Annotated in this window: 11 protein-coding genes; 6 read left to right on the top strand and 5 right to left on the bottom strand. The window is 38.4% G+C overall.

Annotated elements, in window-relative coordinates:
• Positions 1–405 precede the first annotated feature (405 nt).
• On the bottom strand, positions 406–2,055 hold the full coding sequence (locus AC27H3_RS06560) for an electron transfer flavoprotein-ubiquinone oxidoreductase (RefSeq protein WP_085302241.1): 1,650 nt from the start codon (positions 2,053–2,055) through the stop codon (positions 406–408).
• A gap of 290 nt (positions 2,056–2,345) precedes the next feature.
• Between AC27H3_RS06560 and AC27H3_RS06555 the strand changes: the two genes are divergently transcribed.
• The 5 genes from AC27H3_RS06555 (at position 2,346) to AC27H3_RS06535 (ending at position 6,653) form a co-directional block, all read left to right on the top strand.
• Complete coding sequence (locus AC27H3_RS06555; RefSeq protein WP_273313630.1) at positions 2,346–3,098, top strand: electron transfer flavoprotein subunit beta/FixA family protein; 753 nt, start codon at positions 2,346–2,348, stop codon at positions 3,096–3,098.
• On the top strand, positions 3,095–4,021 hold the full coding sequence (locus tag AC27H3_RS06550; protein ID WP_487104699.1) for an electron transfer flavoprotein subunit alpha/FixB family protein: 927 nt from the start codon (positions 3,095–3,097) through the stop codon (positions 4,019–4,021). The genes AC27H3_RS06555 and AC27H3_RS06550 overlap by 4 nt, the downstream gene beginning before the upstream one ends.
• A 256-nt stretch (positions 4,022–4,277) precedes the next feature.
• Positions 4,278–4,553, top strand: coding sequence for a stress response translation initiation inhibitor YciH (locus AC27H3_RS06545; RefSeq protein WP_487104752.1), 276 nt, complete (start codon positions 4,278–4,280; stop codon positions 4,551–4,553).
• Positions 4,554–4,586: 33 nt separating this feature from the next.
• Positions 4,587–5,375, top strand: coding sequence for a response regulator (locus AC27H3_RS06540; protein ID WP_487104697.1), 789 nt, complete (start codon positions 4,587–4,589; stop codon positions 5,373–5,375).
• Between the two features lie 261 nt (positions 5,376–5,636).
• Positions 5,637–6,653: a GGDEF domain-containing protein gene (locus tag AC27H3_RS06535; RefSeq protein WP_487104695.1), complete on the top strand. Its 1,017-nt coding sequence runs from the start codon at positions 5,637–5,639 to the stop codon at positions 6,651–6,653.
• A gap of 5 nt (positions 6,654–6,658) precedes the next feature.
• Here AC27H3_RS06535 and AC27H3_RS06530 read toward each other — a convergent pair whose 3' ends face one another.
• The gene (locus AC27H3_RS06530) at positions 6,659–8,209 is read right to left on the bottom strand and encodes a sigma 54-interacting transcriptional regulator (protein ID WP_487104693.1); all 1,551 of its coding nucleotides are present in this window, start codon (positions 8,207–8,209) and stop codon (positions 6,659–6,661) included.
• Between the two features lie 262 nt (positions 8,210–8,471).
• Between AC27H3_RS06530 and megL the strand changes: the two genes are divergently transcribed.
• The gene (megL, locus tag AC27H3_RS06525; protein ID WP_198946871.1) at positions 8,472–9,656 is read left to right on the top strand and encodes a methionine gamma-lyase; all 1,185 of its coding nucleotides are present in this window, start codon (positions 8,472–8,474) and stop codon (positions 9,654–9,656) included.
• A 65-nt stretch (positions 9,657–9,721) separates the two neighbouring features.
• On the opposite strand, the gene AC27H3_RS06520 is transcribed toward megL, so the two are convergent.
• From AC27H3_RS06520 to topA, 3 genes are all read right to left on the bottom strand, one after another.
• A complete protein-coding gene (locus AC27H3_RS06520) occupies positions 9,722–10,153 on the bottom strand; it encodes an HIT domain-containing protein (RefSeq protein ID WP_487104690.1) in 432 nt (143 codons plus the stop codon).
• Positions 10,154–10,247: 94 nt separating this feature from the next.
• Complete coding sequence (gene ylqF / locus AC27H3_RS06515; protein ID WP_487104688.1) at positions 10,248–11,180, bottom strand: ribosome biogenesis GTPase YlqF; 933 nt, start codon at positions 11,178–11,180, stop codon at positions 10,248–10,250.
• A 659-nt stretch (positions 11,181–11,839) separates the two neighbouring features.
• Positions 11,840–14,521 carry a type I DNA topoisomerase gene (gene topA, locus AC27H3_RS06510; RefSeq protein WP_487104687.1) on the bottom strand — a complete coding sequence of 894 codons (2,682 nt, stop codon included), beginning with the start codon at positions 14,519–14,521 and terminating at the stop codon, positions 11,840–11,842.
• Positions 14,522–14,632: the final 111 nt, after the last annotated feature.

Below are 14,632 nucleotides of genomic sequence, written 5' to 3'. Positions count from 1 at the left end.
TTGTAGTTAACCTGAACTCTGGATAAGCAGCACTTGCTCAATGCTCCCTTTTAAGCCATTTTCAGCGTTAAAACGTCGATAAATAGCGCGCTATTCATAAACGTTTTGCCTTGGAAATGGCATAAAATGAAGCATTGATAATATCTATTCGTGATGTTCACCTGGCTATAGCATTTACTTTATTACCTAAGCTTTTGGTTCACTTGAGTTTCAAGCACTCATTATCCAGAGTTCAGGTTAGTTAAAGGTTCAATTATACTCGCTCGGGTTATCTATTGATTATCGAAACGCTACTTCAAGCTGAGTGTTTTATTTCTCAAGCAACAAAATAAAAAACCTGCAAATGCAGGTTTTTTTATCAGTTGAACAATCAGCAGTTAAGCAATTATTCTCAAGCAAGCTAAATTACATGTTAGGGTAATTCGGCCCACCAGTACCTTCTGGTGTTACCCAAGTAATATTCTGACTCGGGTCTTTAATATCACAGGTTTTACAGTGCACACAGTTTTGTGAATTAATCACAAATTTATCACCTTCTGGTGTGCTTTCAACTTCATAAACCCCTGCCGGACAATAACGTTGTGCTGGCTCATTAAATTTCACTAAGTTCACATCAATCGGAATACTGCTATCAGCTAATTTTAAATGGCAAGGCTGTTCTTCTTCATGATTAGTATTTGATAAAAATACCGAGGTTAATTTATCAAAACTCAATTTATTATCAGGCTTAGGATAGTTAATTACTGGTGCATCTGCTGCTAACTTTAATTGCTCGTGATCTAAACTGTCATCTTTAAAGTTAAATGGTAACTTACCACCAAAGAAGTTTTGATCTACCGTGTTATAAGCGCCGCCCCAAAAGGTACCAAACTTATGCATAGCAGGGCCAAAGTTGCGGGTATTGTAAAGTTCTTCATATAACCAAGAATTTTGATACTTATCTGTAAAGCCAGTAAGGTCTTTACCACCTTCATCGCCCGATGCTAACGCTTCAAAAATAGTCTCTGCCGCTAACATACCTGATTTCATCGCGGTATGATTACCCTTAATTTTGGCGAAGTTAATGGTACCTGCATCACAACCGACTAAAACGCCACCTGGCATTGTCATCTTAGGTAATGAGTTAAAACCACCTTTGGCCATTGCTCTAGCACCATAAGATACACGTTTACCACCTTCAAGGTATTGAGCAACTTTTGGATGATGCTTGTAACGCTGAAACTCATCGAACGGACTTAAATGCGGGTTGCTATAGTTAAGATCAACAATTAAGCCAACAAATACTTGGTTGTTCTCTGCGTGATATAAATATCCGCCACCATTAGTGTCTTTATCAAGCGGCCAACCAGCAGAATGCACGACTAAACCTTCTTGATGTTTTTCTGGGTCAATATCCCAAATCTCTTTAAATCCTAAACCATAATGTTGTGGTGATTTATTCGCGTCTAAAGCAAACTTAGCAATTAATTCTTTACCTAAATGCCCACGACAACCTTCAGCAAAAACAGTATATTTTGCTTTTAGTTCCATACCGGGCATAAACGAGTCTTTAGGCTTACCATCTTTATCTAGCCCCATATCACCCGTGATAACACCACCAACACTGCCGTCTTCATTATAAATAACGTCTTGCGCTGGAAAGCCCGGGAATATTTCAACACCTAGTTGCTCTGCTTGTTCTGCTAACCATCGACAAACATTACCCATACTAACAATGTAATTACCCTCATTGTGCATAGTTTTAGGCACACTAAAATTAGGTAATTTAACCGAGCTATCTTCGCCATTGAATAAATAAATATCGTCGCCCGTAACGGCGGTATTTAAAGGAGCACCTTTTTCTTTCCAGTCAGGAAACAGTTCAGTTAAAGCGCGTGGTTCAAAAACAGCACCTGAAAGAATATGAGCACCAACTTCTGAGCCCTTCTCAACTACGCACACCATAAGCTCTTGTTCTTTTTCTTGTGCTAACTTCATTAGTTGACAAGCAGTTGAAAGGCCTGCAGGACCGGCACCAACAATTACAACGTCAAATTCCATTGATTCGCGTTCCATAATTTCTCCCCTCATTCAATTTTGTTTGAAATATTCAAACACACGTTTGATTTTCAAACACCTGTTTGATAATATCAAACATTATAGATATTTTCGTGTTAAATACTATCCTGTATTACATTATTTACTGATAATATTTATTTAAAGTGCAATTTGAGTAACGATATCAACAGAAGACGTTGACGTAAACGTTATCTACAAGTAGTCTTTCAACCCATAATTACAGCGTTAAGTTGAATTAACTTTAGTTTAACCAACATTACATGCAACATGCATAATCAGAGGCAACGATGAAAGTATTAGTACCCATCAAACGCGTTATTGACTATAACGTAAAAGTACGTGTGAAAGCAGACAATTCCAATGTCGATCTTGCTAATGTAAAAATGGCAATCAACCCTTTCTGTGAAATTGCAGTTGAAGAAGCCGTTCGATTAAAAGAAGCAGGCACAGTAACTGAAGTTATTGCAGTATCAATTGGCAACAAATCATGCCAAGAACAGTTAAGAACTGCTCTTGCTTTAGGTGCTGACCGTGCTATTCAAATTGATACAGAAGAAAACTTAGACTCAATTAACGTTGCTAAACTTTTACAAAAAGTAGTTGAAGAAGAGCAACCACAATTGGTTATTCTTGGTAAACAAGCCATTGATAGCGACAACAACCAAACGGGTCAAATGTTAGCGGCGCTAACAGGTATGCCACAAGGTACCTTTGCTTCAGCTGTTAAAATAGATGGCGATAAAGTAAATGTAACACGTGAAGTTGATAGTGGTTTACAAACTATCGCCTTAACACTTCCTGCTATCGTAACAACAGATCTGCGCTTAAACGAGCCTCGTTATGCTTCATTACCTAACATTATGAAAGCAAAGCGTAAGCCATTAGATGTAAAATCAGCCGCTGATTTCGGTATTGATTTAACTGCACGTACTAATTTAATTAAAGTAACACCTCCAGCAGAACGTAAAGCAGGTATTGTTGTTGAAAGTATTGATGAATTAGTAGAAAAATTAAAGAATGAAGCGAAGGTGATCTCATGAGCATTTTAGTATACGCAGAACACGATAATAGCGAATTAAAAGCCGATACACTAAAAACAGTTGCTGCTGCCCAAGCTATTGGTGGTGACATTCATATTTTAGTTGCAGGTAGTAACTGTCAAGCAGTTGCAGAAGCTGCAAGTAAAGTAAATGGTGTATCTAAAGTATTAGTTGCTGACAATGCTGCATACGAACACCAACTAGCTGAAAATGTTTCTCTTTTAGTGACTGAGCTTGCCGCTGATTACGACCACGTAATTGCAACAGCACTTACTACAGGCAAAAACTTTATGCCACGTGTTGCAGCATTATTAGATGTTGCACAAATTTCAGACATTATAGCCGTAGAAAGTAGCGACACTTTTATTCGTCCAATTTATGCGGGTAATGCAATTGCCACTGTTCAAAGCTTAGATAGCAAAAAAGTCATTACAGTGCGTTCAACAGGTTTCGACGCTGTTGCTACAGACGGTAGTGCTGAAATTGTAGCACTAGACAAAGCTACCGATGCCGGTAACTCAAGCCACGTAAACGATGAGCTTTCTGTTTCAGAAAGACCAGATTTAGGTGCGGCAAGCATCGTTATTTCTGGTGGTCGTGGCATGCAAAATGGCGAAAACTTTAAGTTACTTGAAGGTATAGCTGACAAGTTAGGCGCTGCTATTGGTGCTTCTCGTGCGGCAGTTGATGCGGGCTTTGTTCCAAACGATATGCAAGTAGGCCAAACAGGTAAAATTGTTGCTCCTGACTTATACATTGCTGTTGGTATTTCTGGTGCTATTCAACATTTAGCAGGTATGAAAGACTCAAAAGTTATTGTGGCTATTAACAAAGATCCTGAAGCCCCAATCTTCCAAGTAGCAGATTACGGCTTAGTAGCTGATTTATTTGACGCGCTACCTGAGTTAGAAGGTAAGCTTTAAGTTAATTAGTTATACTAAACATAGCTAGCTTAACTAGCACCCGTTTTACACAATTATGTAATTGAAACAAAACAGGTATATAATAAAGCCACTCTAGTAGTGGTTTTATTTTATCTAAAATATAGAAATAACTATGACAAAAACATTTAACAGCCTTAGTGACTTAGCCAGTGCATTTGGTAAAAGTAGCAAGGATACAACTCAGCAAGAAACACGTCACGATGAGAATCTAGTCTATTCAACCGCAAAAGGAAGAATAAGCCAGAGTAAAGATGCGGCCGTAACCCCTTCTGATGGTTTTGCCAAAGTACGCAGAGAAACAAAAGGCAGAAAAGGTAAAGGTGTTGTTACCATCAGCGGTTTAGGACTTGATAATAAAGCCCTAAAGTCACTTGCTACAAAGCTTAAAAAAACTTGCGGCACCGGTGGTAGCGTAGTCGGTGAAGTTATAGAAGTTCAAGGCGATAAACGCGAAGAAATAAAAGCAGTGCTAGAAAAAAATGGTTTTAAAGTAAAGTTTATTGGCGGCTAAAGCGCAATTTAGAATACAAATATAAGTGATATTATGAACCCAAACGAATTATCTTTACTGGTTGTTGAACCTTCCGATTTACAAAGAAAAATCATCATTAAAGAGCTAAAACAGCAAGGTATTACACAAGTTGCAGAAGCAAAAAATATTACAGAGGCATTTGAAAGCGCGAAACTACATCCTCGCGATTTAATTACAAGTGCTATGTATTTTGATGATGGTGATGCAATTGAGCTGCTACACAAGGTTCGTAATACTCCCGCAATAGCTGATACACCTTTTATGCTAGTCACTAGCGAGCATCGTCGTGAGCACTTAGAAGAGTTTAAACAATCTGGGGTTATTGCCTTATTACCAAAGCCATTTACTTCTAATCACCTAGCAACAGCGCTTAGTACAACAATTGATTTATTATCAACCGATGAATTAGAGCTAGAATATTTTGATGTTCACCAAATACGTGTGTTACTCGTTGACGACAGCCGTTTAGCTAGAAACCATATTAAACGTGTATTGAATAATTTAGGGCTGTTAAAAATAACCGAAGCGATTGATGGTAGCGAGGCAATAAACCTATTAAAAGAAAACATGTATGATCTGGTGGTTACCGACTACAACATGCCTGAAGTCAATGGAAAGGAACTAACTCGGTATATTCGCAGTGAAAGTGGCCAATCGCATATTCCAATTTTAATGGTAACTAGTGAAAGTAATGATACTCACCTTGCCAATATTCTCACTGAAGGTGTTACTGCTATGTGTGACAAGCCTTTCGAACCTGAAAACGTGAAGAAAATCCTTTATAAGATATTAGAAGATTAACAACATCATCTCTTTTATACTCAGCTAACATCTTATAAAAATGTTTATTCTCGTCAGTAAATAACCACTAAAAACGCTGTATCAATGGTTCTATCTTTATAAAAAGTAAGCTTAATCTGCGCTCAATAACCCATATCTAAAACCATTTACTGGTTATCTGCTCAACCCTCAACTACACTTTTAGTAAGTGTAGTTGAGGGTTGTTATTAGAAAATAATAATCTATTGCACTTATAATTAACTGGGGCAGAAGTTATAAGTTATGGTTATATTACCCAACAATGTTATTACCCCCTCGACCATAAAGTTGCGTAACAACGTACTTAAAGGTTTAACGATTGCCATTACTTTTTCATCGTTGGTCGTTAGTATTATCAACTTTGTACATGGCAATATATTTATATGTTTGCTTGATTTTCTGTTGTTCCTATTTTGTGTGTATACGTTGCTTGAGCATAAAAAAGGTAACGTAAAAAACTGGCAAAAAATCACGATCACTTCCTTTTATATATTTGCCATTTCTGTTGTAAGCGTTGCGGGTGGTTTATTGTCAGGCATACCCTTTTGGTTATTAACTTTTCCAGTTTTATTGTATTTACTATTTGGGCGTAAACACGGTGCTATTGGTAGCGGGCTATTGCTACTTATCGAAACCGTCATTCTTTATATCAATACTTCGGTTAGTGAACAGTATTCTGTTTTTTCTATTTTAGTTAACTTAGTGCTTGCCTACATTGTGATTTGGACTGTCTCACACGTATATGAAGTAAACCGAGAAAAGAGCGAACAAGCCCTACTAAAACTGGCCATGCGTGATCCGTTAACTAAAACTTATAACCGTCTTGCTTTAACCGATTACTTTGCGTCTTTATATGCTAAGCAACCATTAACACTGGCTTTGCTTGATGTAGATAACTTTAAAAAAATTAATGACCTTTTTGGCCACGATACTGGCGATATTGTATTAATACAAATAGCTAAAGCCTTGAAACGTGTGACGGGTGAAAATAACATTTTCAGAATTGGCGGTGAAGAGTTTGTCGTATTATTTGTGGGCGAGCAACAGCATAACGCATGTTCAGTAATTGAATTGTTACGAGACGCCGTTGAGACAGAGTCATTCTCCGGATTACAGAAAAGTATTCGTGTAACCATCAGTATTGGAGTCGCTGAGTCAGACATAACACCTAATCTAACTAAGCTACTTAAAGAGGCTGACAAGCGTTTATATCAAGCAAAATCGGCGGGTAAAAACTGTATAATAACCAACGACAACTGAAATCATCATGGTGACTTCTTTCTTAACTTCATCGCTATTTTGTTATGTGACACTCCTAGCCTTTCGGCCAATTTTCTTGTCGATGGATAAACAGGCCAAAACTGAGCCAATAATTCATCTTCAAAAATAGCTTGAGCTGTTTGCCAATTTTTCACCGACAACCAGTTTCTTTGTGTCTCCTGAGAATGACGACTGACTTCTTCATGATTATCACCGAAGTCCGCTAAAACTTTTGTAACGTCTATTAGCGATATATTATGGCCATTATTTAGCGCAACGAGTCTAAACAGAACGTTTTGAAGCTGTCGTATATTTCCTGGCCACGAATATTCAATCAGTTGTAAAAGTGCACTTTCATCTAACACGGGCTCGGGTTGATTCACTTGCTTAGCCGCATTTGCCAAAAAATGAAAACAAAGTAATGAAATATCTTGTCTTCGCTCGCGCAATGCTGGCAGTGCCAAACTCAAGACATTTAATCGATAATATAAATCTTCACGAAAAATTCGATTTTTGATCATTTGATCAAACGGTTGATGGCTTGCTGAAATAATTCGTACATTAGCGGTAAATTCTTTTGTACCACCTAAGCGCCGATAACTATAATCTTGCAAAAAGCGTAATAATTTAGCCTGTAAATAGCCCGACATTTCAGCTATTTCATCTAAAAATACGGTACCGCCATGCGCTAACTCGAACAAACCAGGCTTGCCACTACGTTGTGCGCCAGTAAAAGCGCCTGCAGCATAACCAAAAAGCTCACTCTCTAAAAGTTGTTCAGGTAATGACGCACAATTTATCGCCAGAAAAGCTTTGTCTCGCCTACCGCTAGCTTCATGTATGGCACGTGCAAATAACTCTTTTCCTGTGCCAGTTTCACCCGTTAATAGAATAGGTAGATCTAAACGTGAAAATTTATTGAGTTTATCTTTTAAAATTAAAATTTCTTCACTATCACCAATAATATTATCAGTATGATGCCCTTCTCCTTGCTGAAGCAACGACAATTGTCGGCCAATAGAGGCAATTGCTTTTAAATGGACAACAACTCCGTTGAATACCCCCTCAACTATCACAGGGATTGTCTCTGCGATGTATTGCTTGCCACTAAAATACACATCCAGAGAATTAGGCTTGCTGGTTAGAATTGATGATTTTTCGACCCCAAATAATGTTGTAATACTTTTTCCTATCACATTAAGTGGTTTATCATTTTTGTCTGCATCTTCAGAATAGATGGCTAAATTACATGAAATTACTACACCATTAGCGCTGATATCAAAAATAGGATCGGGTATTTTGCTCAACATTGCATTTAAATGATGCTCTCTAGACTCTATAGGCAGAAAATCAATTCGCTTGCAGCTCAACACTCCGTCCACAGTAGATAATGCTTTAAACACATTTAGCATGTGTTGTTCATTAATATCTATGTGTAAAAATATTGTTCGAGGAATTACCTCCATAGCGATGACATTGAATTGCCTTTTTGCTACTACACTCAATATTTCTTGGCTGATACCAAGCCTGTCGGTTGAATCTATCTTTATACGCACATAACCACCAATGTAATAAAAAAAATACACATGTAATAAATTTAGTACAACACCTCTCACCTCTAAAATCAATAGAGACAGCTTTAGATATATAAACAATTGTATTTCAGATTGATAAACAAACACCCGTTGTAATAAAAAAATTACACCTACTCACCATTGAAATCATAAGTCATTGATATTATTGAGTAAAAATTATTGGCTGAAAATTTGCTTATCCTGTTTATCTAAATAATTTCGCATTCGATTAAAAGAGAAAATTATGAGCAACAGTAAAAATATCGAAACTCAGGCTATCCACGCAGGTCGCATTAACGATGAGCAATTTGGATCATTGGCAACTCCCCTTTATCAAACCTCTACTTTCATTTTCGATAATGCACAACAAGGTGCAAATAGGTTTGCTGGAGAAGAAGACGGCTTTATATACTCTCGACTTGGTAACCCTACGACAAGGCAACTTGAGCAAAGGGTAGCTGCTATGGAGAATATGGAAGACGCTGCTGCAACAGCCACAGGAATGGGCGCAGTTTCAGGTGCACTTTTAGCCAACTTATCAGCTGGTGATCATTTAATTTCTTCGAAAGCTGTTTATGGCTGTTCATTTGCTTTAATGAGCCACCAACTAACACGTTGGGGCATCGAAGTTAGTTTTGTTGATATGGCAAACCCTGATGAAATTGAAGCAGCAATAAAACCCAATACTAAGGTTATGTTTTTAGAAACCCCCGTTAACCCTAACCTTGCAGTTTACGACTTGGCCGTTATCGCGAAAATAGCTCAACAACATAATATTATTAGCATTGTTGATAATACATTTTTAACGCCTGTGTTACAGCAACCTCAACAGTACGGTATAGACATAGTTGTTCACAGTGCCACAAAGTACTTGAATGGCCATGGTGACGTTGTTGCCGGCATTATCTGTGGTAGCAACGAAATGATCATGAACATTAAAATGACGGTTTTAAAAGACATTGGCGCAACAATGAGCCCACATGATGCGTGGTTAATTATGCGTGGCCTTAAAACACTTCCTATTCGTATGGAACGACACTGTAATAATGCCCAAAAGATTGCAGAGTATTTAGAAAACCACGAGAAAGTCTTAAAAGTTTATTATCCGGGTTTAAAGAGTCACCCTGGCTATAAATTTTTAGGCTCACAAATGAAAGCGGCCGGTGGGGTTATTGCCTTTGAAATCAACAGTGATTTAACCGGTGGTAGTGAGTTCATTAACCGCATGCAACTATTCTCTATTGCGGTAAGTTTAGGTGATGCCGAATCATTAATTCAGCATCCAGCTTCCATGACACACTCCCCTTATACTCCAGAAGAAAGAGCTAATGCTGGCATTAGTGATAGCTTGATCAGAATTTCGGTAGGACTTGAAAATGCAGAAGATATAATTGCTGACTTAAGCCAATCACTTGCACTGATAAAGTAACATTGTTTAGCCTTGTTTGACTGATTCAAACAAGGCTATTACCGACAAAAAATTACAGCCCGTTTTTATGTGTCGGTAGCTAATATTGCCGACAGTTTAGGTAATATTCGCTGCTTAATTTCAGCTAAAGCTTCATCAGTATAAGGAGTTAGCGCTTGCTGACCCCAAACTGGCTTAGGCCAACAGGCATCAGTTGTAAAACGTACTATATGATGTAAATGCAACTGTGGTACAACATTGCCTAGCGCCGCTACATTCATTTTCTCGCCATTAAATTCTTGCATAAGCACTTCACTAAGCATGCTTGATTCATTTAATATCTGTTGTTGCTGTTGCCAATCTAGCTGATAAATATCTTGAACATCATCCACTTTTGGCACCAAAATAAACCAAGGAAAAGCACTGTCGTTACAAAGTAATAAACGCGACAGTGGAAAATCAGTAATCACAAAACAGTCATTCGCTAGTTGTGGGTGTAATTGGAATTGCTCACTCATATTGCTACCTTAGTTTTCAAGTTTGGTGTTAAGTGTTTAGTGTTTAGTGTTTAGTGCTGAATTTTTAGTTTTATTATTAGTACTAATTAAAAACCTAACGTTTATTACGACGTCCTCTACCACGTGCTATTTTTTTAGCTTCTCTAGCCGCAACCTTATCTTCTTCAACTTTGTCAAAATGAATAACTTCAGCAATTACCATTTCAGGGGTTTCAAATGAAATCGCCCCTAAGGTTTTGTCGCGTATTTCATTAATCAGTATTTCAGAAGCTTTATGAAAATCAATATGACCGCCACTTTTAACACAACCACGTCGTTTTCCTATGGCTTCAATCAACTCTACTTCCTGCTCAGGAAGCTCGTCAATCTTATAGCGCTCTTTTAATCGTTCAGGGTAAGCAGCAAGCAAGTACTCTGCGGCAAAACAGGCAATTTCTTCGTGATCAAATGCGGTGTCTTTAACTGCACTGGTAATTGCTAAACGGTAACCACTATTTTCGTTTACTATTTTAGGCCACAACATACCCGGTGTGTCATAAAGATATAAACCGTCTTCTAACCTAATTCTTTGCTGACCTTTAGTCACGGCAGGTTCATTACCCACTTTTGCTTTAGCTTTACCCACTAGCGTATTCAATAAGGTAGATTTACCTACATTAGGGATCCCCATAATAACGGCATTTATTTGCTTACCCGCTTCATCTTTACTCGCGGCTAACTTACGGATGAGTGCCGGTAAAGTTTTAGCAACACCGGGAGACTCAGTAGTTAACGCAATAGCTTTTACGTTGTGTTGGGACTCAAGATAATTAAGCCACAACTCTGTAACTTTAGGATCGGCTAAATCTGATTTATTTAAGATTTTAATTAATGGCTTGTCACCACGAATTTCTGTGATCATAGGGTTTTCGCTACTAAAAGGTAGGCGCGCATCACAAACTTCAATCACCACATCAATTTGCGGTAAAATTTCTTTTATCTCTCTTTGGGCTTTATGCATGTGCCCCGGGAACCAGTTAATCGCCATAATAAATATTTCGTAGATCTTTTAGAAAATAAAACTGATTTTATCACTGATATTCATTAAAAGCTGTTGAAAGTCACGATTGTTTTAATCTATTCTGCTTTGAGCTAAATTTTAATTAACTTAGAGGCAAACAAAACGAGTTAACTACTGGTCTAATAGGCAGTCTCTTGTACTACTTTTGCTGTCTGTGATTCGCCTCCAGCGCGTTTTGCTATTCGTTCCCTCTACTTAACCTGAACTCTGGATAAGCAGCACTTGCTCAATGCTCCCTTTTAAGCCATTTTCTGCGTTAAAACGTCGATAAATAGCGCGCTATTCATAAACGTTTTGCCTTGAAAATGGCATAAAATGAAGCATTGATGATATCTATTCGTGATGTTCACCTGGCTATAGCATTTACTTTATTACCTAAGCTTTTGGTTCACTTGAGTTTCAAGCACTCATTATCCAGAGTTCAGGTTACTTAGTAAATCAAATTATAAGAGCTACGCTTTGTTGCTGGCACTCTGCAGCTTAAACCTTCTTATACCAATTAATAAGATTATTGTCGCGATTTTGCAGATGCTATAACTGCCTTTATTACAGACATAAAAAAAGCGCTCAATGAGCGCTTTTTGTTAAAGGTAAACTAAGCATTTTTTGATACGGCTTAGTTTATACTACGCCGTTTTTTTTGCTTTAGGCTTTGCTTTTGCTGTGGGCTTTGCTTTCGCCTTTACAACCTTTTTCTTCGCTAGCTCTTCAACCCATTTACCATCAATATACTTAGCATTCCAACCTGTCGCTTTACCTTCAACTTCGGTCATAACATATTGCGACTTAGTTTTACGGCTATAACGAACAACGGCTAAGTTACCTTCAGGATCTTGTGCTGGTGCATCGGCAAGATAATAAAACTTCTCTGAAATTCTATCTCTAAAACGCGCTAACTCAGCCACTTTAGGTGCACGTGTTTCGCGTGATCTAGGGAAAGTATTAGCCGCAAGGAAAATACCCGCAGCGCCATCGCGTAAAACAAAGTGTGCTTCTGACTTTTCACATTCTAGCTCTGGTAGTTGCACCGGGTCTTCTTTCGGTGGCGCAGCTTCACCATTAGCGAGTAACTTACGCGTGTTTTTACATTCACTGTTTGTACAATCAAAGTATTTACCGAACCGGCCTGACTTAAGCTCCATTTCAGATTCACAACGGTCACATTCTAAAATAGGTCCGTCGTAACCTTTAAGCTTAAATTCACCCTTTTCTACTTCAATACCATCACAAACTGGGTTGTTACCACAAACATGTAATTTACGTGTTTCGTCGATTAAGTAGCTATCCATTGCTGTGCCACATTTTTTACAACGATGCATCGCACGCAATGCTTCTGTTTCTTGGTCTTCAGCTAAAACACTTACCGCTTCTTCACCAGGTGTTAAGTTCATGGTTGTGGTGCAACGTTCTTTCGGTGGTAAGGCATAACCAGAACAACCTAAAAACACACCCGTTTGAGCAGTACGAATACCCATTTTACGGCCACATGTTGGGCAATCGATATCGGTTAAAACCGGTTCGTTATTGCGCATGCCACCTTCTTCAGTCGGCATGTCGGCTTGACCGAGTTGTTTGGTGAAATTTTTATAGAAGCCGTTAAGTACATCTTTCCAGTCTGCTTTACCCAGAGCCACTTCATCAAGCTCTTGCTCCATGTTGGCAGTAAAGTCGTAGCTCATCAGGTTTTTAAAGCTTTCTGATAAGCTATCGGTAACAATTTCACCCATTTTTTCAGCGTAAAAACGTTTTGACTCTAAACGTACGTAGCCACGATCTTGAATGGTTGAAATAATAGATGCATAAGTAGAAGGACGACCAATTGAACGCTTCTCTAACTCTTTAACCAATGAAGCTTCACCAAAACGTGCTGGTGGCTTAGTAAAGTGTTGAGTAGGGTTAAGTTGTTCAAGTGTTAACGTTTCACCTACTGATAAATCTGGTAAATGTTTATCATCACCTTTTGATAATTGTGGATGAACACGAGTCCAACCATCAAATTGCATTACACGGCCTTTGGCTTTTAAATCAAAACCAGAAGCACCAACCGTAATAGTACTTACCGTGTAGCGAGCAGCTGTCATTTGACACGCTACAAACTGGCGCCAAATAAGGTCATATAATTTTTTCGCATCAGCTTCAATACCTTCCATAAAGGCAGATTCAACTTTAACATTAGATGGGCGAATCGCTTCATGCGCCTCTTGAGCATTACCTTTACTATTATATACTTTTGCTTTTTCTGGCAAGTAGTTATCGCCAAAGTTATCGCTAATATAACCACGACACATTTCAACCGCATCTTTACTCAAATTGGTTGAGTCGGTACGCATATAAGTAATATGACCCGCTTCATACAAACGCTGAGCAAGCCCCATGGTGCGTTTAACACCAAAGCCTAATTTAGTACTAGCCGCTTGTTGTAAAGTTGAAGTAATAAATGGAGCCGACGGTGTACTTTTTGAAGGTTTATCGTCGCGTTTATTAACCGTAAAAGCAGCTGCCTTTAATATTGCTAAGGCTTTATTTGTGTCGGCTTCGTTCGTTGGTTTAAATGCTTTACCATTTTCATGGGTTACATCTAACGGAAAATCTAAACCTGCAGTTGTTTTGGTATCCGCTGTAACTTCCCAAAACTCTTTAGGATCAAAAGCTTTAATTTCACGTTCTTTTTCAACAACAAGCTTTACTGCAACAGACTGCACTCGGCCAGCAGATAAGCCACGAGCTACTTTTTTCCAAAGCAATGGACTTACCATAAAGCCCACAACACGGTCGAGAAAACGTCTTGCTTGTTGAGCATTAACGCCTGGCATACTTAATTCGCCAGGGGTAGAAAACGCTTGTTGAATAGCATTTTCAGTTATTTCATTAAACACAACACGTTTATATTTATCGTCGTCGCCGCCAATAATTTCTTTTAAATGCCAAGCAATCGCTTCTCCCTCGCGATCCAAATCGGTTGCGAGATAAACCGTGTCTGCAGCACTAGCAAGTTTAATTAATTCTGCAACGACTTTTTCTTTACCTGCGAGTATTTGATAATTTGCTTCCCAATCATTCTCAGGATCAATACCCATTCGATTAACCAGTGCTTGTTTGTCACGTTTAGCTTTATATTTAGCTTTCGCGGCAGGTGCCATTTTTCGCACTTCAGCAGGAGATTTAGCCGCAACTTTTTTACCAGTACTGCTATGCGGTAGATCACGTACGTGCCCTACGCTCGATTTAACAATAAAATCTTTACCAAGGTATTTGTTAATTGTTTTTGCTTTGGCTGGCGATTCCACAATTACCAGAGATTTTGCCATAATATTTTATATTCCTACTAAGCTGACTGTGTCAGTTGCGTCAAAGTTATTTGCACCGAGTGACTTAATATTGCGCGAGCAAAATATTAAGACAATTTGCAATCATGAATA

The sequence above is a fragment of the Colwellia sp. NW0002-52-1 genome, assembly GCF_057550865.1.
Note: the sequence above shows the minus strand (reverse complement) of the source record. Positions and strands in the feature narration are given on the sequence as shown.